The organism is Saccharibacillus sp. O23, assembly GCF_002205895.1.
GTDB lineage: Bacteria > Bacillota > Bacilli > Paenibacillales > Paenibacillaceae > Saccharibacillus.
Map to the genome: position 1 here is coordinate 293,243 of NZ_NJDE01000001.1, position 21,903 is coordinate 315,145.

Genomic DNA, 21,903 nt, shown 5'->3' on the forward strand with positions numbered 1-21,903 from the left:
ATTTCTCCTAAACTTAGAATTTAAGTATTTTATATCTCATCTTTGATTATCTGAAAGCAGTCTAAAATCACACAGATACAGCTAAAATATTATTTTATTTTTCCTGCAGTTTCTTCATAAAAATCGTCTTTTCTTTCAGCCCATCCAACCACCCAGCAAACCCCTCCGCCTTACTGTAGCTAAGGAACAACCAATCCATCGCCCGAGTCATCCCGATATAAAACAGCGAAACTTCCCGTTCCACGTTCTCCTCCAGCTTAAACGGCATGCTTTCCACGTTCACGATAAACACCGCTTTGAAGTCCAGTCCTTTCGAGCTGTCGATCGTCGAGAGCTTTACGGTCTCGGCGTTCCGATCGTAAGCCCGTTTGGACGCGGTGTTCTCGGCGATCCAGTCGTGCGGGATCTCCAGACGCTCCAACTCTTTCCGCAGCCGGTCCACGTACGAATACGAATAGTTGTTCCGCACCCGGTACAGGATCGCGATATCGGAATAAGGCACTTTCTTCTCCGCATGCAGCTTCCGAATCGCGGCGGCGACCCAAGCGGCTTCTTCGTTGAAGCTTCCGCACTGTTTGATGATCGGCTCGGGGCCTTTGCGTTTGGTGCTCTGGGGCGGGATGATCTCGACACCCTCGATGCTGGTTCCTTCTTTGACCCGGTCCTTCAATGCCGAATGGGTCCGGTAGAAGTCCCAAGCGAAGTTCACGATCTGCGACGTATTCCGGTAGTTGATGCTCAGGATCTTGGAGCGCCCACGGAAATCGAGTCCGGTGCTGGACGACAAGCTCGTTTTGCGTCGGAAAATGTTCTGCGCTTTGTCCTCGACAAGCAGCAGCGATTGGGTCTCAGGATTCAAGACTTTGCTGAGCAGTTCCAGCCATTCCGGTCCGAAATCTTGGCCTTCGTCAATTAAGATCGCGTCGTATTTGGGCAGGATGGTCTCGCCGCGGTCGATCTTAGGCAGCAGCTTGTCGATCCCGTCGTCCCGGATCTTCAGCGCGTTCCACAGCCATTCATGGAACGTCGCCGTTTCGATGTGGTGCTTTTTCCCGACAGAATCGTCTTCTTGGCTTCCGCTCATATTCGCGAAATCGAACAGGTCCTCGGGCTCTTCCATCATCTTCTCGATCATGGACTTGAGCACGCGGGAGAGCGGGATGCCGTAGCAGAGCACGAGGATCTTCCACTCGGGATGTTCTTTGGCCAGCAGTCTTGCGCGAGCGGACAGGATCAAGGTCTTGCCGCTGCCTGCGACTCCGCGGATCAAGCGGTTCTTGTCGCCGATCTGGCGCGCGAGCGATTCCTGATGCAGATCCATCGCCTGAAGATTATGCAGCGAGAGCAGCAGTTGATCGTCGTAATGGGCCGGCTGTTTGAACTCCGCGCTGATCCGCACTTCGGGGAACAGATGGTAGCGGATCGCTTTGACATCGTCTTCGCTCAGCAGTTGATTGCGGTGAAAAGGAACATTGAACATATTCAGCATCCGTTCCAGCAGCACCGTGCCGTCGAAGCCGTCGGCTTCCGTATCGATATCGTCCCGAGTCAGCAGAAACTGCGGATCGATCACGCGATGCAGTTGGTGTTTGACGATATGCGTCTCGCGCATCCGGGTGAATACGACGCCGAAGCCGTAGCGAAACTTCAGTTTGCCGTGATAAGAGCCGCCGATCTGGACAAGGCTCTTGTCTTTCTTGAGTTTGTTCGCGATCTTGAAGGCGTAATCGCACGCTTGGCTCAGCGGGTTGTCTACCGTGTCCAGCACGCCGGCCGTATTCATGATCCGCCATTTGTCCGGGGTCAACTCGTACAGCGTGCTTTCGGTATAGTCTTTCACTTCCAGCACCAGCAGCCCGAGATCCGGTCCGATCACCACATAGTCGGGGCGGCGGCCGGCGATCCGGGGCTCGTAATAAACGATATAATCGTCGGGAAGATGCTCTCTGAGCGTATGGAATAACAGGCGTTCGCCTGCGGTAGCTTTCTTGGGGATGGTCTCCGGGATCATATAAGCCATATGTAGTCACTCCCTGATGAGGGCAGATCCGTGGGAAGGTCCGGTGCTTCCGGAATCTGTCGGGATGGCGCGTCGCCCTAATCGGGACGATCGGCGCATAATCTTGCGAAGAATAGAGGACGTTCGGTAACCGTGTCTTAGGTCATTGGATGTTGCTTGCTACCCTCATTGTACTTTCTCTGGGCCGGATTGGGAATGATATTACCGAAATTTCTCAAACTTTTCCCAAAATGAAAAATATCTCGCTAATTTCAATTCATCTCGAATTCTGCCGAAGTGCATAGAAACGTAACTTCCGCCTCTTCTCATTCGTCTATCCGGTAGACGGCAATCGTCGTCCATCCCGTATAAGGAGCGTGAAGTCTTCTGGACCGTACCAACGTATTCGTTATTTTCGTCAGTCTGCTGATCCTGCTCCAATCGCTGCTCCGGGTCTTTATCGTGGAAGGCAAAGCGGAGTTTCTGGACAAAAAGCTCAAACGGCGCTATGTCTGGACGCAGGCCGGACTCAGCACCGTGCTGCTCGTCCCGCTGCTGCTCTGTCTCTATCTGCTGCCGGAACGAACCGCGCTGCCGGCCGCTCTGGGTATCGTGGCGCTGGTCTATCTGGGGCATTCGCTGGTCGATTACAAATATGTGCGCGGCACCCGAGAACATGTCGTATCCGGGATTATGGCCGCTATTCACGCCGCGATCGCGCTCGGACTGTATCTGGTCGGCTGAACGGCTGGTGATCCGAGTTTTCTTCCTTTTTTCCGTAACGCTTCCGGGTTTCGAAACGTTTATAGGGTATACGCTTCGGATCATCCAACCCGGAAGGAGAGATGGCTGTGTCATTGATCTTGGTCTTGATGGTTCTGATCGTGGTTGCTCATTTCGGCCTAACGCGCCTGATCGTGAATCCGCACGACAAACGTCGGCTGCACGACAAACCGCTGGTGTATTGGGCTTCGGTGATTATCCATATTGGGTTTTTGATCTTGGTTTACTACTTGAGAATATCGGAAACGGACGTCCGCACGGTTCTATGGCTGCTGCTCGGCTATCTGGTGGTATATAGCGGGGTGTATGCGTTTTTAGAATGGCGGTATATTCGCGAAACGAGGCGGCATATCGTGACGCTGCTCGTCGCATGCATGGCGCTGATCACGATCGGCGTATTCGCGATGCTGCCGGCGTCGGCGTTCTTGTATTGAGGTTTTCCGCCCGAATAAAGGATGAATAGAGAGGAGAAATGAACATGACCCCTGAAGGTATCGCGGCCGTGTCGCTTATTGCGGTGATCGTGCTGGCTCGGCTGCTATTCGGCAGGCTGTTCGTGAATCGCCAAGATCCGCGCAGACTGCATCATACGGCAAAAGGTTACCTGCTGACGGCGCTCGGCACGGTGGTAACGGTCGGCACGATCTTCGGTCTGCGTTACGCCGATCTCGATATGCAGGCGCTCCGGCCGATTCTGCTCGGCGTGCTGCTGGCGGCAGGCGGTTATTACGCGTTTCTCGAATGGAAATACATGCGCGAGTCCCGTCGGCATCTCGCTACGCTGCTGACCACCGCGATCGCGGTCGTCGCCGTCGGCGTGTATCTCTGGATGCCGATCGCTTGACCGCTTTTCCTGTTTCTCGTCCAAGAAGGCCTCCGATCCCGCTGCGGAGCGCCTTCTTTTGCTATGCGGCGAATGCGGTCGGGCCCGAGCTTAGTTCCAACCCGATTGCCTGAGCGTTTTTCGGGTGATAAGACATTAAGGGCTATCTTGCAAAAAGAAAAACCAACCGTAACGGGCTCCCCGAAGTTACGAATCTGATAAGGGGCAAAGGAGGAAGAGTTCCGATGAACCTACCGAAATCGATCCAAGCGCAGGGTCCGATCACGTCGTCTCTGCCGCGCACGCGGACACGCCGAATCGCCGACGAACGGTCCGAGAACCGGCCGAACGTCGGCGAGATTGTTCTGATCGCCGGAACCGCGGCGTTCCTGATCACGTCGACGCTGCTCGTCGCGATGAAAACCATGCGGCAGCAGCGGGACATGCGGCGGTATCTCGGCGGCGAGACGACCGACGGGCTGGCCGCTGCCGCCGATTCGATCGTCTCGCTGATCGAGCAGAGCGCGGAGACGGTCACGGGCGAAAGTTATCCGGCGTCGTTTCCGCTCGACATCGAACGCGAGCAGCATCGCATGGCCGAAGCTTACGGCCGGCTCTATCGGCTGCTCGGCGCCAAAGAACGCGCCGAACTGCCCGTGCCCGAACAGCTGCTGATCTTCCGCGGCATCGCGGCTTACGAAGCGCTGCCCGCGGGCGAAGCGTTGTCCGTGACGGCGGACGGGCGGAACCGGCTCGCTGCTTCCGCTTCGTCAAGCGGCGCGGCGAACGGGAAGGAACAGCGATTCGTGCCGAACGCGTATCAGCTCGAAGCGCTGAATCTGCTTTATTTGCTGTGCCTCGATATTCGCTCGCTGGTAAGCGACGAACATCGGGCGGTCTACGGCGCGGATCGCTCGGAACGTTCGGCCGCCCGATTGTTGACGGCGATCGGGCAGCGGCTGACGTAACGGCTGCCGATCACGCATGAATGCATACTTAAAAGCCCGCTCGGCCGAAATCTTCGGCGGGCGGGCTTTGACGTTTCCTTTTATCGAAAGGCTCGACTCGGTTTACTTCAGCTTGACCAGCAGCGCGTTGCTGACTTTGCGGCCGGGCTTGGTCACGTAATGGCCGTTGATGTACAGGCCGCTCGAAGCGCCGCCGTCGAGGTTCATCGCTTGATACGCTCCGGCACGCTTCATGATGCCCGCGAGCTGCGTCAGGGTCGCTCCGCGCACGGTGAGCATGATCAGCTCGTGGTTGGCGGTAATGCCGATCGCGCTGCGCGTCGCCCGGCCCGAGATGACGTGCGGATCGCGGAAGCCTTCCGCTCGGGCGTTGATCGCGAGCTGGCCGTTCTTCAGCAGCAGCGGACCGGCTTGGACCGCGCCTTCGACCTGACCGGCTTCGTAAGCCGCGCCGAATTTGAGGCCCGGAATCAGCCGCGCCAACTGGTTATCGTCGTAAGCGAATACCGTCCGGTCGGTGCCGCCGTTGACGAACCGCATCAGGCCGTTGCTGACCAGATAGCCGTAAGGCGCTTTGTAAGTCGCCGACGTATAAGCGTCGAAATAAGTCGCGTTGATCGCCGCGTAAGCGCCGTTCTGCGCCGCGATGCCGCGAAGTTCCTGCACGGAACCGGCTTTGTGATTGGCGAACGCGGCGTCCAGCTTCACGCGCGGATGCATCAGCTGTACGGTGATCACGTTCGCTCTCAGCGCCGTGTTCCCCATATAGAACACCTGCTGCTTGTAACGGACCGGCTTGCTGTTCAGAGAGCCTCGCTTGATGACCGGCAGGTCCATCTTTTTGCCGCCGCTCTCGATGTGCATGGAAGACGTGGAACGGTCCCATTTGAGATTCAGTCCGAGCTGTTCGGCGGCCAGTCCCAGCGGCACGTACGTCACATTCCGATCGGTAAAAGGCGCCGCGTCGAGCTTGACCGCTTTGCCGTCGATATACGCTTTTTTGACGCCCGCGTGCAGGATGATCTTTTTGTCGCCTTTGACCAGATCGATGCGTTTGGAGGAGGCGTTCCAGTTCACTTTCGCTCCCGAAAAATCGCTCAGCACGCGGATCGGCACGTACGTGCGTCCGGCTGCGGGGTTGGAATAGCCGAACGTTTTGACCGAAGCGGCGGCGGCCGCTTTCCCCGTCGTGCCCGGCGCGATGCCGGAAGTCGCCGCTCCCGCGAGCAGCGCGGCGGCAAGCAGCAGTTTCAAGCCTTTTTTCATTTCGATTCTGTCTCCTTTTCATGCGGCGATTCGTGTCGGCTCGCTCGTTTCTTCACTTTTATATATATCTGTTTTTGCCGTGAAGGAATGAACCCTTTTTCATAAAAAACCTCCCCGGATTTTTTGTCGGCAGGATTTCGGATAGAAACTTCCCCTGCTGTCCGTTCGTTCATCCAGTAATACCGGAAACGCGATCAAACGACCTGCACGACGAAAGGAGATCGACGAACATGGAGAGATCCAATAAAGTTCAGGACAGTCCGCAACGGGAAGAGATCCGGGCCGAATACGATCGGCTCTGGGCGGACATGCAGACGGCCGACGCGGACAAAGTCCGCCGGATGCTGGAACGCGATCGACGGCAGCTTCTGCCTTGGAGACAACGCTTGGTCGAAACGACGAAACCGCTGCGCACGCCTCTGCTGTGGGCCGTTCCGTTGGGAGCGGCGGCCGCGGTAGGCGCTTCTTATGTCGCGTTTATCTTTATCGCTTTATGGGTGGAGTAAGCCGCTCTGCGCGAAAAGAAGCAAGGTTCTTGCGGAAGCGCGAACGAAAACAGCCGACGGCATCTTGCCGTCGGCTGTTCGGCCGTGCGCTCTCGGTCGTTCCGGCCGTGCCCGGCCGCAGCTTGCCGCTTTCGGCCCATTTACCGCGCCGGCGCGAAGTCTTTCACCGGCTCCATGATCGCGTCGATCTTCGCCAGCGTCTCGTCGCTCAAGGACACGCCGGAAGCGGCGGCGTTCTCGCGCACCTGTTCCGGACGGCTCGCGCCGATGATCGCGGCGCTGACGCCCTGCCGGCGGAGCACCCACGCCAGCGCGAGCTGGGACAGCTTCAGCCCCTGCGCTTCGGCGAGCGCGTTCAGCTCCTGCGTCACCGTGAGGACATCGTCCCGCAGATAGCTGCCGATGACCTGATTGACGGAGCTGTCGGCGCCGCGAGTGCCTGCGGCGGGCTGCTGGCCCGGTTTGTATTTGCCGGTCAGGATGCCCTGCGCCAGCGGGGAGAAGACCACTTGGCCCAGCCCGGCGGCTTCGGAGACGGGCAGCACTTCCTGTTCGATATACCGTTCGAACAGGTTGTAGATCGGCTGGTTCGAAGCCAGCGGGCGCAGATTGCGGCGGTCGGCTACGGCGGCCGCGCTCGCGATCTGTGCGGCGGTCCATTCGCTGACGCCGGCGTACAGGATCTTGCCCTGCGCCGTCAGGTCGTCGAGCGCGCGCAGCGTTTCTTCGACCGGCGTGTCGTCGTCGTAGCGATGGCAGAAATAGACATCGATATAGTCCGTGCCGAGCCGCTTCAAGCTGGCTTCGCATTGTTCCATGATATGCTTGCGCGACAATCCGCGATCGTTCGGGCCGTCGCCCATCGGGAAGAAGACTTTCGTGCTCAGCACGTAGCTCGAACGCTCGTATTTGCGCAGCGCCGCCCCCATCGCTTTCTCCCCTTCGCCGCGGTTGTACGCGTTGGCCGTATCGAAGAAGTTGATCCCCTGCTCGAACGCCGCTTCGATGCAGGCGTCCGCCGCCTGCTGCTCGGCTGCCGTTCCGTAAGTGAGCCAGCTTCCCAATCCGATCTCGCTGACCTTAAGACCCGTATGTCCCAGATTCCGGTATTTCATCGATTGCCACTCCTTCGCATATACATTAATCATTCGATTAAATACTAACGATTTGAGTCGAAAGATGCAATCGCTTTCTGCACAAAATAAACGGACTCGTGATCGTTTTCCTTCATTTCCGCTATCTTTTAACCGATAATATAGTGTCTTGCTTGATCGAAATGCTGGATTTGCGGCTCGGCCGATTCGGAGCTTGCGCAATCGGGAGGCCTGCCGCAGGTCCGCCCACAGACAGAAGGATAAAGGAGAAGATGACGATGCTGCAAACGCCGCAATTGACGGTCAAGATCGTAAGCACGGGCATGTATCACCCGCAGGAACGGTTCGACAATGCGTACTTTATCGACTACTTCATGAAAAGGGACAACAACGATATCACCCGTCTGCTGGAACATCTGGGCAAAGAAACGCGTTACCTCAGCCGCAACAACCCCGACGAGAACTCGCTGACGATGGCGCAATACGCGGCCGAACAGGCGCTGGAGCGTTCGGGCCTCCAGCCGTCGGATCTTCAGATGATCATGTTCATCTCCGACACGCCGGAATACACGTATCCGACCAATGCCGTGCTGCTGCACGAGCGGCTGAAGACGCCGAACGCGCATCTGGTGTACGACATGAACGCCAACTGCATCGGCGCGATCTCGGCGCTGGATCAGGCGTCGATCATGATGAAAGCCAAAAATATCAAATACGCGCTGATCGCGGGCGGCGTCTCCGTCAGCAAAGCGGCCAGCGACAAAGAACCGATCATGTTCTCCGCGTTCGCGGACGGCGGCGGCGCGATCATTCTGGAGCTGACCGAAGCGGACGACGAACAGACGGGCTTCGTGGACGCGGACTTTTACACGGAATCGATCATCACGGACACCGCGATGTATCCGAACGTCGGCCATTCGCGCATGCTCGACGCTTCGATTCCCGAATCGGAGAAACGGGTCTGGCACAAAGAAGTCGACGTCAGCTTCTTCTCCGCCAAATGGCAAGGGCTGATCACCGGACTGCTGGCCAAACACGGCCTTGAGCCGGGCGACGTGGACCACTTTATCTTCTCGCAGCTCTCGCTGGCCGAGAACCTGAAGACGCTGAACCTGCTCGGCGTCGATCCGGGCAAACAGATCTACGTCGGCGACAAATACGGCTATACCGGCGTCACCGGGCCGATCTTCGCGCTGAACGAAGCGTTCCAGACCGGACGCATCAAGCCGGGCGACAAGCTGGTAATCTGCTCGGTCGGATTAGGCTACGTCATGGGCGCGTGCTTGTACCGCTTCTGATCTCCATGCTCGCAAAAAAGCTGCCTCGAACGCGAATGCGCGAACGGGGCAGCTTTTTTCGATAGCGTTTGGGGATGGCGGTGTTTCGATTACTTCACGTCGTCCAGACTCTTCACGAGTTCTCCGCTGAAGTGGGTCTTCTCCGCGATCTTGCGAATCTGAATACTGGTAATCGCCGACTTCGATTCGACCATGTAGATCTTCTTGAAGCCGAGCGTCATATACATCTGGAAAGCTTGCTCGAGCATATCCAGCAGGTCCTGCTTCACGGTAGCCAGTCCGGACGCGTCCACGACCAGCGTGTATTCGCTCGCTTGGATCGTGCTGCCTTCCTGCATGAACTTCAGGGCAAAGCCTTCCGCGTCGCTCATTTGGAAGAATCCGCCTACGGTCGCGATGAACAGTTTCTTGGCACGATCGACTTCGACATTGTATTTTTCCGTCATGATCTCTCTCCCTCTCTCATCCCGATTAACGTTCTTATTCATGTTATATTCAACTTTTTTAGTATAACAATGAACGGGGGGAGAAGAAAGGGCATGACGTCCTTGTTTTCTGCCGGAATCTAGCGGTTCGACGCCTGCTTCGCGATTCGGACGCTATGCCTGATCGGCCCGAATCGGCAGTTTCGCCCCGTTCTTCAGATACACGGGAATCCGTTCCAGCGGAGCGTCCGCCAGAATCGTTTGTCCGCCGCCGTACGTCTCGCCGCTGTAAGCGTCCGTCCATGTCGCGCCGGCCGGAAGATACACGCTTCGCCCGCGCGCGCCTGCTTCGAGAATCGGCGCGATCAACAGATCCGGCCCGAATAGGAACTGATCGTCCACGTCCCACGACGCTTCGTCGCCCGGGAAATCGTAGAACAGCGGGCGCATCGGCGGGGTGCCTTTTGCATGCGCGGCCGCCATCTGTTCCCGGATATAAGGACGCAGACGCTCGCGCAGACGCATATGATCCGCGAAAATCTCGTACGCTTCTTCCCCGTAACTCCACACTTCGTTGTCCGCGCCGCTGCCCCATAATCCGCCGCCCGGAAGACCCGTATGCGGCTCTTGATACGGACTGCGGTCGCCGTGGAGACGCATCACCGGAGAGAAAGTGCTGTATTGGAACCAGCGCACGATACATTCGCGGAACGCCGGATCGTCCGGGTTGCCGCCGTGGAAACCGCCGATATCCGTCGTCCACCACGGGATGCCGGCGATCGCCATATTCAGTCCCGCGCGCACCTGATGGCCCAACACTTCAAAGCTCGACGCGATATCGCCGGACCAAGCGAGCGCGCCGTAACGCTGGCTGCCGGCCCATGCCGAACGCACCAGATTGATTACGTTCTCCTGCCCTTCGCCCGTCATCCCTTCATAGAAGGCGCGGCTGTATTGGCTCGGATACCAGTTGCCGACTTGCAGCGAAGGTCCCGCGTCGTAGCGGTAGATATCGTGATCGTAGACGGCGAATTCCGGCTCGGCTTCGTCCAGCCAGAACAGCCGGATGCCTTTGTCGTAATAATTGCGTTTGATCTTCTCCCACAGATAACGGCGCGCGTCCGGATGGGTCGCGTCGAAGATCTCGTTCTGCCCGAGAAACTGGAACTGCGTGCGGACGCCGCGATCGGTGCGGACCAGATAGCCTTTTTCGACCATCTCGCCGTAGTTCTCGCTCTCCGTCTGCACGGTCGGCCATACGGATACCATGAGTTCGATGCCCATTTCTTGCAGTTCCCGCACCATGCCTTCCGGGTCCGGCCAATACCGCTCGTCGAACTTCCAGTCGCCTTGATTCGTCCAATGGAAAAAGTCGATGACGATCACCGAGATCGGCAGTCCCCGGCGAATATGTTCGCGCGCCACATGCAGCAGTTCTTCTTGATCGCGGTAGCGCAGCTTGCACTGCCAGAAGCCCATCCCGAACTCCGGCATCATCGGGACCGTGCCGGTGGCGCGAGCGTACGACTCTTCGATCTCCGCCGGCGTATCGCCTGCCGTGATCCAATAATCGAGCTGCTTGGTCGAGGCGGCAGCCCATTCCGTCACGTTCGTATTGAAGCTGGCCTGCCCGATCGCGGGATTATGCCACAGCATGCCGTAGCCCGCGTTCGAGAGCACGAACGGTACGCTGGTCTGGCTGTTGCGGTGATTCAGTTCGAGGCGGCAGCCTTTGAGATCGAGCAGCGACTGCTGATACTGTCCCATTCCGTACAGCTTCTCGCCGTCTTTGGCATGAAAACGCAGCGTGACCGCATAATCGCGGCTGCCCGGAATCGGCACGATATCGCGGCCGCCCGATTTGAGCTGGTAGGTCTTCTCCGTTTCCCGGAGCAGCACCTCGCCTTTGTCGTTGGTAAACGTGATCCGCCCGCTTCGTTCCACGTCCGCGCGAATCTTGCCGTTGACGATATACGCGCTCCGTCCGTCTTCCGCGACCGCGACCGCCGCTTCTTCGGCAGACGAATCGGCCGGAAGCAGCGCCCAATCGTCGTCGTGCAGCTTGTCTTTGGACGCCCGCACCCGAAACGCGTTCGCGCCCCACGGTTCGATGCGCAGCACTTCGTGGTCGTATTCCCAGATCAAAGCTTGGTCCTTCGCGTACAACATAATGCGTATTCCTCCTTGATTCGCGAGATCTACCCGGCTGCCCGAGATCGGGATAAGGTTGCGTTTGATGCTTCTCGGGCTGCAAGCGCTCTCTTCGATATTGCTTTTATTATAGAGCGCAAGCAGGGAATAAAGGCAGAGCGTGGAATACGCAATACTAGGACCAGATTACGTTTATCGGAAAGGACCTTGCGATGAGAAAAAACAGCCGGCCGCCGGGCGGCGAATCGGACCATACTCCGGCATACCGAGAAGATGCCGCGCCCGAGCTTTCTTCTTGGCGGCGCGAGCATACGGTGATCCCGGATCTGACGTTCCCTCTGAACGTTTTTCATATTCGCGATACGGACCCCGACATGCTCTGCATTCCGCCGCATTGGCATGAACATCTGGAATGGATCGTGGTTCTGCGCGGCCGGTTCAGCATGCAGATCGGGACCGGATTCCGGGAATTGGGCGAAGGCGGCTGCGCGTTCGTCAACACGGCCGAACTGCATTCCGCGTTCCCGCTCGAAAACGGCAGCGAGCTCTACGCGTTGGTATTCGGCGAAGCGCTGCTGCGCAACCACGCGCTCGACCATACGGAGACGCGTTACGTGCGGCCGCTGCTGGAAGGCCGGCTCGGATTGGCGTCGTTCTACGAAGCGCGAGAAGCCGGCGAGATTCGCAAACGGCTGCTGGAGATCGTGGCGGAATACCGGGGCGGCGAAGCCGGATTCGAATTATTGGTCAAATCGGGGCTGCTCGGCGTGCTGGGGCTGGCGTGCAGGCAGAGCGGAACTCCGAACGAAGACGCGGCAAAAAACGGACGGCGCGCGCAAAGCGCGGTCTATCCGCTGCTGCTGCATCTGAGCGAGCATTTCCGTCAGCCGATCGGCATCGCGGAAGCCGCCGCGATCTGCTGCGTGACGCCGACGTATTTCTGCCATGTGTTCAAACGCACGACCGGCAAAACGCTCAGCGCATACATCAACACGCTGCGCGTGCACGAAGCCGAAGGCCTGCTGCGCGGAGGCGGGCGTTCCGTGCAGGAGATCGCCCGGTTGGTAGGGTACGAAGACGCCGGCTATTTCGCCCGCGTGTTCAAGAAACTCAAAGGCACGTCGCCGAGCCGGTACGCGGAATCAAGTTTCGATCCGCTTCAAGTCAATCAGCGGGCCGCCGCCGCAGAGCAGGAGATGACATTCTTCGAATAAAGGCAGGCTGCGGAGCGGATAGCCGCCGACGTTCGGCGCCAACGCTTCCTTTTCGATCACAGAAAAAAACGCCGTATCGCCGAATATGCCGACGCCCAGCAGCTTGAGGTAACTTTCTTTGGCCGACCAGACCCGGGACAATTCCCAAGGCCGGCGGCTCAGATACGACTGTTCCTCCGGGTGAAAAAAAGACGCGTGACCTTCTTGGTACATGCGGCCGCCGCGCTTCTGTTCGACGTCGATCCCGACCGGGTTCGCGGACGCGGCCATCACCCAGCGGGAGCCCGAATGGCTGATCGAGATATGCGGAGCGCCGGGAAGATCGGCAGCAAAAGCATTTTCGGTCCAACGCACGTAAGGCTTGCCCGAAGGCGTACGGGCGAATTCGAACGGTGGTACCGCGCCGCCCGCCAGATTCAAGCATGCGGCGACGGTCTCCCGCTTGATGGCTTCGTAATCCTCGGCGGCGCGTCCGGTTTCAGCGGATACGATCAACGTCGCCGCATCCGATCCGTCCGGTGCTTCGGGCAGCGGCCGCACGGCCGCTGCGGCGCGCGGCATCCTTCGTTCCTGCATAACGTCTTCTCCTTTCTGTCGCGGACAGACGCGGAACGTAGTTCTCGCGTTATTCGCGGGACGTGACGATCAAGACGCCTTCGAGCAGCCGCTCTTCCCCGCTGTAAGCGGACACCTGCGCTTCGACGATATTCTGCCAGCGGAAGCGGCATTCGGCGCGCAGCACGATCCGCTCGCCGACGCTCGGCGCGCGATAGACGCGCAGCTTCTTCAAGCCGGCCAGATACCCGATCCGGCCGCGCGTGTCTTCGTCCGGCCGATAGGCGTACATCACGCCGGCGAGCTGCGCCAGCGCTTCGATCAACAGCGTGCTCGGGAACGTGCCGGCTTCGCCGCGCGCGGACGGCTGTACGTCGCCCGGCGCTATCGTTTTGAAACCGAGCGCGTATTCGCCCGGCCGCAGTTCCAGAATTCCGTCGAGAAACAGAAACGGCGGTCGATGCGGCAGCACTTGGTCGATCCGGATGCGCGAAACGTCGAAGCTCGCTGCGGATTCCGGCGGTTCGGATGCGGATGGTTGAGACGGTTCGGATAGTCGAGACGGTTCGGAAGATTCGCCTGCCGGTTCGGCGCGTTCGAAAGCTTGTGCCCGATCGGCAAACGGCGCGTGAGCGGCAGGCGGCGTCGACGGCGTCTCTGTAAGGTCAGTCATGTGCGATTCCCCTTCCCCGGGATGCGGCGGCGATCGTTTCGGCGAAACTCGGGCCGCACGCTTCTTCGACGATCCGCCGTTCCAAAGAAGCGGCGAATTCCCGAACCAGCGGCTCCGAATACAGTCCCCGGTTGAACTTGATCTCCCAACGCATCCCTTCGTTTTCTTCGATCACTCCGAAATAGAAATCCCGTTCGGTAATATCCGGGTCGCGGTTGAGCGTCTCGACGGCGCCGAACCAATCGCCTTGACCCGGCATCGCCGGCCAGCCGTTCTGGTAATTGAAACAGACCTCGAACAATTCGCCTTCCGCCGCTTGTTCGAGCGGCAGCAGCCTGTACAATCGCCCCGGCATGATCGCCTGATGCCGCAGAATACCGGAGACTTCGTCGGCCGCGCGCCGCGCCAGCCGATCCGCAGATTCATGTTCGTCCGCATGCAGCATCAACGGCAGCACGCGGGTGAACATGCCGAGCGCGCGTTCTTCTTCGCCGATGGCCCGGCCGGGGAAATAACAGCCGATCCGCAGATCGGAGCGGCCGCTGTACTGCGAGACCGTGCGCAGGAACAACGTCAGCAGCCAGACGAACGGCGAGACCGACAGCTTCGCGGCACGGCTTCGCAGCAGCCGGACGGTCTCCGGATTCGCGCTCAGCGCTATGGCGGCGAAACCGCGCTCGCCGTCTTGATCCGGGATCAAGCGGGTCAGCGGCGGGCGGTTCCGCAGACGTTCCCGCCAATACGCTTCATGTTCCTCCCCGCCGGATCGCATCGCCGAAGCGGCAAAGCTGCCGCGCTCGGGCAGCGGCCCGCTCCCTTCGTATACGGTCAAGATGTCTTGCAGCAGAAATTGCAGCGACAGATAATCCAAGATCGCGTGTTTGACGTGGAGGTAGAGATGCCCGGCGGGCGCGGCCGCGCGCGATCCGCGGGTTGCTTCGGGCGCGCCGGGCAGCAGTTCCGGCGCGAAGCCGTAAGCCGAAGCGGGCGGAGCTTCGGCATCGCTCTGCGCCGGCTCTTCGAGCAGCAGCTCGATCAACGGCTCGAACGGCGGAAGTTCTTCGCCCGGACGGACGGGAACGCCGGCCGGCCACACGGCCAGCGCGTCTTCGAGGCGCGTGCCGGACGGCTTGTCGCCGAGCGCGATCGGCCGATATTCCGGCTCCGCGCGCATCAGGTTCCGTCCCTGCCGGCGCAGCAGGCGCAGACGGAAAACATCGCGGCTCGCCAGCGCTTCGTTGACGGCGCGTTCCAAGCGCGGCCGATCGACGGGGCGCAGCAGCGTAAGGCGCAGCAGCAGCGAGAAGCGCTGCCGTTCGCGCTCGTCCGCGCCGCCGCGCAGCAGGCGCTGCTCCTGCGCCAGCAGTTTCTTCTGCGGCTCCGTAACCGGGAGCTCAAGGCCCTGCGGTCCTTCTTCGGCCGGCGAAGCGCCGAGAGAAGCTTCCGCCGCGGCGTGATCCTGCCGCAGCGCCGCGATCAGATGCTCGACGCTGCCGGCTTCGTAGAGCCGCGCCAAGCCGGCGCCAAGCCCGAAAGCGCCGTGCAGTTCGCCGGCCAGCGCCAGCAGCGTGATCGAGCTGCCGCCGAGTTCGAACAGCGACCGCTTGCGATCGAAGCGGTCCGTTCCGAGCAGCCGGCCGATCGCCGCTTCGGCGTAAGCGCCGATCTCGGCCGGCATCTCCCGCGCGCAGCGCAGCAGGTCCAGCAGCGCGGCGTAATCCACTTTGCCGTTGAACGTCACGGGCAGCTCCGCGCAGCGGCATACCCGCTGCGGCACCATATAATGCGGCAGCGCGGCGCGAAGCTTGCCGATCATGTCCTGCGGCGCGTAGTCGCGCTCGCCGATGTAGCAGAGCCCGATGCCCGCGAACGACGTGCCGTCGCGGCTGACCACCGCCCGCGCTTCGCGGACGCCGTCCAGCCGCTCCGCCGCCCGTTCGATCTCTTCCAGCTCGACGCGGTAGCCGTTGATCTTGCGCTGCCGGTCTTTGCGGCCGACGAAGACGTAACGGCCGTCTTCGAGCCGCCGGACCAGATCGCCGGTGCGGTAGCCCCGGACGCCCGATTCCGATACGAAAAACGGTCCGTCCGCCCCGCCTTGCGGCGATCCGATATACCCCAATCCGACGCAGTCGCCTCGGATCAGCAGTTCTCCGGCTTCGCCGTCCGCGCAGCGGCTTCCGTCTTCGCGCGCCGCTTCCAGCGCGGCGAAGCCTACCGCGCGCCCGATCGTCAGAGCCTCGCCGGACGCCGCGCCGGCTTTGTCCAGCCAAGCCGAAGTCACGAGCACCGTGCATTCCGCCGGCCCGTACGTGTTGTACAGCCGAAAATCTTCGGCATTCGCCCGCCGGATCAAACGACGCGCCAGCGAATCGCTCAGCACGTCGCCGATGCAGAAGATCCGTCGGACACATAGTTCCTGCTCCGGATGAAGCGCCAGATGTTCGTCGATCAGCCGCAGATAATTCGGCGTCGCGTCGACCAGATCGATCGCGTGCCGGTTCAGATATTCGACCAGTTCCCGCCCGCTGCGCTTGCTCGCGTCCGATACCAGATGCAGCCGTTCGCCGCGCAGCAGGCTGAAGAAGATCATGGCCGCGCTCATATCGAACACGAACGGCGCGACGACGGCCGTGTCGGCCGCTTGCCGATCCGGCAGGCCGAAAGCTTCTTCCGCCCACTCGTCGTGCAGACGCAGCAGATTGTAATGGCTGACTTCCAATCCTTTCGGCTTGCCGGTCGATCCCGACGTATAGATGGCATAGGCCGCATCGTTCGGCCGCGCCGACCGCTCGCCCGTCGCCTTTTGCGCGACCGAAGCGTCCGGTTGCTCGGCCGCGCCGCTTGCGCTTCCGGCTTCGGCGTCGGATTCGTCGCCGGCGCTCCGCTCGACCGCAAACGGCGGGCCGGGTTCGCCGACCGAATCTTTCGCGCCGCGAATCGGCGGCAGGTTCGCCGTCAATTCTTCGATATGGGCGGCTCGGCATTCGCCCGGCAGCGGCAGCGCATACGTCCCGTCATGCACCAGCAGGCCGACCTGCGCGTCGCTCAACATGTAAGCGATCCGCTCCGCCGGGTACAGCGGATCGATGCACAGATAAGCATGACCGGCTTCGAGCGCGCCGAGCATCGCCGCCACGCATTCTTTGGTCCGTCCGGTCAGCAAAGCGATCCGTTCCCCGCCCGTGCCCGGCACGAGGCGGCGAATATTGGCCGCGGCCCGCGCCGAAGCTTGCCGAAGCTGATCATAAGTCCAGCTTCCGCTTTCGTCGACGACGGCGATGCGTGCCGCGTGCCGCGCCGCCGCCGCTTCGAAACGGCCGGGAATCGTCCATTCCGCGGCTTCGCGTTCGGGCCCGCGGATCGCCCGCTTCGTTTCGGCCGGCCCCGTCATAACCGGCCTCCGTCCACGATCAGCGTCTGCGCCGTAATGTAGGAAGCTTCTTCCCCGCAGAGGAACAAGACGGCTTTGGCCACTTCTTCGGGACGGCCGAGCCGTTTCATCGGAATCTGTTCGATCGACGCCCGAATCTTGCGGTTGTCCAAGTCGACCATCTCGGTCTCGATAAATCCGGGCGCTACCGCGTTGACCCGGATCTTTTTGCGCGCGTATTCGCGCGCCATCGACTCGGTCAAGCCGAGCAGCCCGGCTTTGGAAGCCGCATAATTCGTTTGGCCGCCGTCCGGGCGAATGCCGCCGGTGGAACCGACGATGACGACGCCGGTTCCTCGGCGAGTATCCATCGCGGGCAGCAGATCTTTCATGCAGTAGAAGCAGCCGTGCAGGTTGGTCCGCAGCACGTCTTCGAAATCGCCGTCGTCCATCAGCAGCATCACCTGATCCCGCACGATTCCCGCGCAGTAGACCACGCCCTGCACTTTGCCCCAAGACGAGGATACGAATTCCGCAAAAGTCCGGATCGATTCGCGGTCCGACACGTCCATATGATGCGTCAGCACTTCCGATTCGCCGCTTCGAAGCGAACGCGCCAGCTTTTCCGCCGCGGCGACCGAAGTGCGGTAGCTGAACGCGACGTCCCATCCTTTCGCCGCGAATTCCGTAACGATCGCCTGCCCGATGCCTCCGGTCCCTCCGATCACGACTACCCGATTTCGTTCCATGCCCAGCCCCCGTTCCCTGATTTAACGGCCTTTTCCCGGCCTTTTCTCCACGATCGCTATCGAATAATTGCCGGTCGCTTCGGCCGACAGCACCGCGATCCGCTCCGGCGCTTTCGCGCTGCCGCCGAGCGCGGCCGGAATCTGCCCGCGTTCCAGACACAGCTTGGCCGCCGCGGCTTTCAGCGTCAGATCGCTGCCCAGACAGTGGCCGAACACTTCGTAGAAACCGTCTGACATATTCGCCGGTTCGGACAGCGCGGAATCGACGGACGTCCGCGCGCCGCCGGATTGCTCTGCCGAAGGATCGGTCCGCATGCCGGCCGAGACCTGCTGCGGCACGCGATCTTCCGCCGCATAAGAACCCGCCGCGATCGGCATTGGCGAAGAAGTCTCCTTCGCCGGATGGTCTTCGCAAGCGCGGGACGTTTCGATCGCGCGTCGTTCCGCTTGCCCGAGCGTCGTCCAAGACGCATGGCCCAATACGGCGTCCGGCCGGTATTTGCGCAGAAAACGTTCGATTCGTCCGACCAGTCCGGTTTCTTCCGCCAGCCCTGACGGAAGAAGACCGTAAGCGCCGATGCCCAGTCCGAACGAGAACGTCTCGCCGATCCGGATATCGGCGTCTTCCGCCGTCAGTCCCGGCAGCGCGGCATCGTCCGCTGCCAAAGCCAATACGACCGCCGCTTCGTCGACGCGCCGGGCTTCCATGCCTTGAATATGCAGCGATCGTTCCAACTCTTCGTTGTATTCCTCGATCGCGCCCGCCAAGATCAGATCGGCTTTGCCTTCGGCCAGCAGCAGCCGGGTCAGCAGCAGATGATTGGAACCGAGCAGCATCGTGCTCGGACCTTTGATGCCCAGATCCATCGAGATCGTGCCGAGGCACGCGTTATGTACCGTGTTCGCGAACAAGCTCGGGCTGCACAGATCCGGCTCGTCGCCGATCATCTGGCGCGCGAACTCCATATTCGTCTCCAGCGGCCCGTAAGCGGTCGTGAATACCGCGCCGATCCGTTCCGCCTTCCGATCCCCGATCCATTCGGGACGGATCGCCGATCGGGCCGCGCACAGCCCCAGATGCGAGAAGCGGCTGGCCCGCCGCCCTTTTTTGGGCAGCCCTTCGAGCGCGTTTTTGCGCCCTCTGCCGCTGCCGCTTCCGCTTCCCTCCGGCTCCCAAGTTCCCTGCCGATCGTCCGGCTCCTGACAAGCCTGCGGGCCTGCAAGATTCGGACGAGTCATCCGAAGCGCGTTCCATATCGTTTCTTCGTCGTTGCCCGCCGGCGTAATCCAACCTGTTTTTACGATTCGCATACGCGGTGATCCTCCTTGTCCGCCTTGATCTCTTCGTACCGCTTCGTCAATGCTTCCGGCAGCGCCAACAGCAGCGAATCGTTCGCGTCCGTCGCCGCATGGACGGCATACCCCCGGCAGCAGACCCGGCCGCCGGGGTGGAAGATCTCGTAATCGAACCGGACGCGCACGCCGTCCGGGATCGAGAAGCGCAGCCGCACGTTCAGCGCGATCCCCGGTTCGTAACGCACCGCCCGGGCGTAGCGCAGCCCGATCTCCGTCACCGGGAACTTGAACGCTCCGCCCGCCGCGTTCATGCCGAACATGGCGGGATCGCGCATGAACGCGAACTTGGCTTCTTCGACGTACAGCAGGTATTTGCTGTGATGGATCACGCCGTACGCGTCCGCGTCCTCGAATCGCGGCCGGATCTCGCACGCGTAACGAAGACCTTCGTATTCGCGTCCGTTCGCGTTCTCCGCTCTCATCGCGGCGCGCTTTCCGGCCGGGCGAATCCCGACCGCGGTTGTTCGGGCGATGCCTCGTCTCTATCGACATGCGCGCCGAGCAGCAGGCTCGCCGCGTTGCCGCCGAACGCGAACGAATTCGACAACGCGTAGCGCAGACGGACCGGTTCCGCCCGGCCGCGCACGAACCGAAGCGGCGCGTCTTCGAAATCCGGCTCGTCCAGACCGGCGGTCGGAGGCACGCTGCCGTGCTTCAACGCAAGCGCCGTGGCGGCGGCTTCGACCGCGCCGGCCGCGGCCAAGCAGTGGCCGGTCAGCGATTTGGTCGAAGATACGCGGCAGTCCGGCCGCAGCAGCGCGATCGCTTTCGCTTCCATATCGTCGTTGATGACCGTTCCCGTGCCGTGCGCGTTCACGTAATCGACTTCGGCGCTTTCGATGCCGCCCTGACGCACGGCCTGCCGCATGACCCTATACGCGCCTTGGCCGGTCGGATCGGGACTGGTCGGATGATACGCGTCGTTGCCGAGTCCGTAACCGAGCACCTCGGCGTAGATCCGGGCTCCCCGGCTCAGCGCGGCTTCCCGTTCTTCGAGCATGAACAGCGCGCCGCCTTCGCCGAGCGTGATGCCGTCTCTTCGACGGTCGAACGGCCGGCAGGGCAGCGCGCTCAAGTTTTGCAGCGAATGGAAGCCGTAGGTCGAGAACTCCGTCAGCGGATCGACGCCGCCGGCCGCGGCCAGATCGGCCAGCCCTGCGCGGATCATCGAGAAAGCGGTACCGATCGCGGTCGTTCCGGCGGAACAAGCGGACGTATTGACGAACGTCGCTCCTCGGATGCCCAGTTTCGGCGGCAGTTTGTGCAGATTGCCGCGCGAAACGGAATCCGGCAGCACTTGTTTGACGTGGGCGGTCATGTAATCGTTCGTGCCCACCGACGTCGCGAACGAGAAGATCGCCCGTTCGTCCAGATCGGCCAATCGGGCGGCATCGAGGCCGGCGTCGCGAAGCAGTTCTTCCGCCAGATCGCCGAAGATCTGTTCCGTGCGGGATTCGTCGCTTTCCGCTTGAATCTCGTAGGCGTAACGTTTGGGCGTCTCGCCGAAATAATCGGTGCGCAGCTTGTCCGTCGGGAACAGCAGCGTGCCGCGCAGCCCGCTCCGTCCTTCGGCCGCATGCTTCATAAACGTTTCTTTGTCCATCCCCGCGGCGGTGATCATGGCGATCCCCGTCACGACGACTCTTCGCCGTCCGTCCATCTCAAGATACCGTTTCGCTCAGCCGGGCATCGATATACGCGGCCAGCGTCGCGATGCTGCGCAGCGCGGGTTTGTCTTCGTCTTTGAGCGTCAAGCCGTAACGCGTCTTGAGCGCGACGACCACTTCCAGCGCGTCGACCGAGTCCAGACCGAGACCCGAGCCTTCCGCGTCCTGCCCCGCGAACAGCGGGCTGTCGTAATCGACCCCGCCAGGCTCCACGTCGTCGAGTCCCAGTTCTTCCAGCAGCATATCCCGCACTTCTTCGCATCGTTGTTCGTTAGCCATTTTGACGCCTCCCGATTCCCATGGTTTGTTCGGCGATCCGACCGTCCACGATCGTGATCTGCCGGTCTCCGTAAGCTTTGATCTCGCTCTCGTGCGTCACGAGGACGACGGTCGAACGGTTGGTGCCGATCATGTCTTTGAGACAGTCCATGAACAGCACGCTGTTCTCGCGGTCCAGATTGCCCGTCGGTTCGTCCGCGAAAATATACGGAGCGTCCGAGATAAACGCGCGGATGATCGACACCCGCTGCTTTTCGCCGCCGGACAGCGCGCCGATTTCCTTTTTGCGGATCGGACCGAGCTTCATGACTTCCAGATAAGCGTCGATCCGCGCGTCGACTTCCGGCGTGACCGGCTTGCCGCGCAGCGCGTAATTCAAGGTGATGTTCTCCTCCACGTTCAGAAACCCGAACAAATTCAAATGCTGATAGATGAAGCCGATCCGTTCGAGCCGGAACGCGTCGCGCTGCTTGGGCTTCATGTCGTAGATCGAGACGTTCGTCCCGTAGCGGACGCTGCCGCCGGACAGCTGCAGCAGACCGGCCAGCGCGTACATGAAGGTCGTTTTGCCCGAACCGGAAGGTCCGCCGATCGTCGTCAGCGCGCCTTCCGGAATATCGCAGCTTATGCCGTCCAGAATATTGCGTTTCCGGCCGCCTTCTTCCACGGTATAGATCAGTCCTTCGGCGGCGATGCCGCCTGATGGATAGGTAGGATTCATGGT

At 60.8% G+C, this 21,903-nt stretch carries 21 protein-coding genes; 7 read left to right on the forward strand and 14 right to left on the reverse strand.

Features of this window, described 5'->3' with window-relative positions; all coding sequences use genetic code 11:
* Nucleotides 1–94: 94 nt before the first annotated feature.
* A complete protein-coding gene (locus CDO73_RS01275) occupies nt 95–2,020 on the reverse strand; it encodes a 3'-5' exonuclease (protein WP_088486664.1) in 1,926 nt (641 codons plus the stop codon).
* A gap of 441 nt (nt 2,021–2,461) precedes the next feature.
* Between CDO73_RS01275 and CDO73_RS01280 the strand changes: the two genes are divergently transcribed.
* The 4 genes from CDO73_RS01280 to CDO73_RS01295 all read left to right on the forward strand — a co-directional run bounded on the left by CDO73_RS01280 (nt 2,462) and on the right by CDO73_RS01295 (nt 4,573).
* Nucleotides 2,462–2,743, forward strand: coding sequence for a hypothetical protein (locus CDO73_RS01280; RefSeq protein WP_088486665.1), 282 nt, complete (start codon nt 2,462–2,464; stop codon nt 2,741–2,743).
* A gap of 107 nt (nt 2,744–2,850) precedes the next feature.
* The gene (locus CDO73_RS01285) at nt 2,851–3,216 is read left to right on the forward strand and encodes a DUF4181 domain-containing protein (RefSeq protein ID WP_179218442.1); all 366 of its coding nucleotides are present in this window, start codon (nt 2,851–2,853) and stop codon (nt 3,214–3,216) included.
* Between the two features lie 44 nt (nt 3,217–3,260).
* On the forward strand, nt 3,261–3,626 hold the full coding sequence (locus CDO73_RS01290; protein WP_179218444.1) for a DUF4181 domain-containing protein: 366 nt from the start codon (nt 3,261–3,263) through the stop codon (nt 3,624–3,626).
* A 224-nt stretch (nt 3,627–3,850) separates the two neighbouring features.
* Nucleotides 3,851–4,573: a hypothetical protein gene (locus CDO73_RS01295; RefSeq protein ID WP_088486668.1), complete on the forward strand. Its 723-nt coding sequence runs from the start codon at nt 3,851–3,853 to the stop codon at nt 4,571–4,573.
* A gap of 102 nt (nt 4,574–4,675) precedes the next feature.
* Here the strand turns inward: CDO73_RS01295 and CDO73_RS01300 are convergent, their stop codons facing one another.
* Complete coding sequence (locus CDO73_RS01300; protein WP_088486669.1) at nt 4,676–5,839, reverse strand: phosphodiester glycosidase family protein; 1,164 nt, start codon at nt 5,837–5,839, stop codon at nt 4,676–4,678.
* A gap of 230 nt (nt 5,840–6,069) precedes the next feature.
* On the opposite strand from CDO73_RS01300, the gene CDO73_RS01305 reads away from it, so the two are divergent.
* The gene (locus CDO73_RS01305) at nt 6,070–6,345 is read left to right on the forward strand and encodes a hypothetical protein (protein ID WP_088486670.1); all 276 of its coding nucleotides are present in this window, start codon (nt 6,070–6,072) and stop codon (nt 6,343–6,345) included.
* Between the two features lie 140 nt (nt 6,346–6,485).
* Here the strand turns inward: CDO73_RS01305 and CDO73_RS01310 are convergent, their stop codons facing one another.
* Nucleotides 6,486–7,460, reverse strand: coding sequence for an aldo/keto reductase family protein (locus tag CDO73_RS01310; protein ID WP_088486671.1), 975 nt, complete (start codon nt 7,458–7,460; stop codon nt 6,486–6,488).
* 257 nt (nt 7,461–7,717) lie between these two features.
* Between CDO73_RS01310 and CDO73_RS01315 the strand changes: the two genes are divergently transcribed.
* Nucleotides 7,718–8,737 (forward strand): 3-oxoacyl-ACP synthase III family protein, encoded by a 1,020-nt coding sequence (locus tag CDO73_RS01315; protein ID WP_179218446.1) that lies wholly within the window; start codon nt 7,718–7,720, stop codon nt 8,735–8,737.
* A gap of 89 nt (nt 8,738–8,826) precedes the next feature.
* On the opposite strand, the gene CDO73_RS01320 is transcribed toward CDO73_RS01315, so the two are convergent.
* Both CDO73_RS01320 and CDO73_RS01325 read right to left on the reverse strand, forming a co-directional pair.
* Nucleotides 8,827–9,183 (reverse strand): hypothetical protein, encoded by a 357-nt coding sequence (locus tag CDO73_RS01320; RefSeq protein WP_088486673.1) that lies wholly within the window; start codon nt 9,181–9,183, stop codon nt 8,827–8,829.
* 153 nt (nt 9,184–9,336) lie between these two features.
* A complete protein-coding gene (locus tag CDO73_RS01325; RefSeq protein ID WP_088486674.1) occupies nt 9,337–11,331 on the reverse strand; it encodes a glycoside hydrolase family 31 protein in 1,995 nt (664 codons plus the stop codon).
* 194 nt (nt 11,332–11,525) lie between these two features.
* Here CDO73_RS01325 and CDO73_RS01330 point away from each other — a divergent pair, with 194 nt between their 5' ends.
* A complete protein-coding gene (locus CDO73_RS01330; protein WP_088486675.1) occupies nt 11,526–12,527 on the forward strand; it encodes a helix-turn-helix transcriptional regulator in 1,002 nt (333 codons plus the stop codon).
* On the opposite strand, the gene CDO73_RS01335 is transcribed toward CDO73_RS01330, so the two are convergent.
* From CDO73_RS01335 to CDO73_RS01375, 9 genes are read right to left on the reverse strand one after another with little or no spacing between them, the layout of a single operon-like run.
* Nucleotides 12,456–13,103, reverse strand: coding sequence for a 4'-phosphopantetheinyl transferase family protein (locus tag CDO73_RS01335; protein WP_088486676.1), 648 nt, complete (start codon nt 13,101–13,103; stop codon nt 12,456–12,458). The two genes, CDO73_RS01330 and CDO73_RS01335, sit on opposite strands and share 72 nt — an antisense overlap.
* Nucleotides 13,104–13,152: 49 nt before the next feature.
* On the reverse strand, nt 13,153–13,755 hold the full coding sequence (locus tag CDO73_RS01340) for a 3-hydroxyacyl-ACP dehydratase FabZ family protein (protein WP_088486677.1): 603 nt from the start codon (nt 13,753–13,755) through the stop codon (nt 13,153–13,155).
* Complete coding sequence (locus CDO73_RS01345) at nt 13,748–17,149, reverse strand: amino acid adenylation domain-containing protein (RefSeq protein ID WP_088486678.1); 3,402 nt, start codon at nt 17,147–17,149, stop codon at nt 13,748–13,750. The genes CDO73_RS01340 and CDO73_RS01345 overlap by 8 nt, the downstream gene beginning before the upstream one ends.
* Nucleotides 17,146–17,877 (reverse strand): SDR family oxidoreductase, encoded by a 732-nt coding sequence (locus tag CDO73_RS01350; protein ID WP_088486679.1) that lies wholly within the window; start codon nt 17,875–17,877, stop codon nt 17,146–17,148. Before CDO73_RS01350 ends, CDO73_RS01345 begins: the two co-directional genes overlap by 4 nt.
* 21 nt (nt 17,878–17,898) lie before the next feature.
* Nucleotides 17,899–19,188, reverse strand: coding sequence for a beta-ketoacyl synthase N-terminal-like domain-containing protein (locus CDO73_RS01355; RefSeq protein WP_088486680.1), 1,290 nt, complete (start codon nt 19,186–19,188; stop codon nt 17,899–17,901).
* Nucleotides 19,176–19,655 (reverse strand): acyl-CoA thioesterase, encoded by a 480-nt coding sequence (locus CDO73_RS01360; RefSeq protein WP_088486681.1) that lies wholly within the window; start codon nt 19,653–19,655, stop codon nt 19,176–19,178. Before CDO73_RS01360 ends, CDO73_RS01355 begins: the two co-directional genes overlap by 13 nt.
* On the reverse strand, nt 19,652–20,893 hold the full coding sequence (locus CDO73_RS01365) for a beta-ketoacyl-[acyl-carrier-protein] synthase family protein (protein WP_088486682.1): 1,242 nt from the start codon (nt 20,891–20,893) through the stop codon (nt 19,652–19,654). The genes CDO73_RS01360 and CDO73_RS01365 overlap by 4 nt, the downstream gene beginning before the upstream one ends.
* A gap of 1 nt (nt 20,894) precedes the next feature.
* Nucleotides 20,895–21,179, reverse strand: coding sequence for a phosphopantetheine-binding protein (locus CDO73_RS01370; RefSeq protein WP_088486683.1), 285 nt, complete (start codon nt 21,177–21,179; stop codon nt 20,895–20,897).
* Nucleotides 21,172–21,900 (reverse strand): ABC transporter ATP-binding protein, encoded by a 729-nt coding sequence (locus tag CDO73_RS01375; protein WP_088486684.1) that lies wholly within the window; start codon nt 21,898–21,900, stop codon nt 21,172–21,174. The genes CDO73_RS01370 and CDO73_RS01375 overlap by 8 nt, the downstream gene beginning before the upstream one ends.
* Between the last annotated feature and the right edge of the window lie 3 nt (nt 21,901–21,903).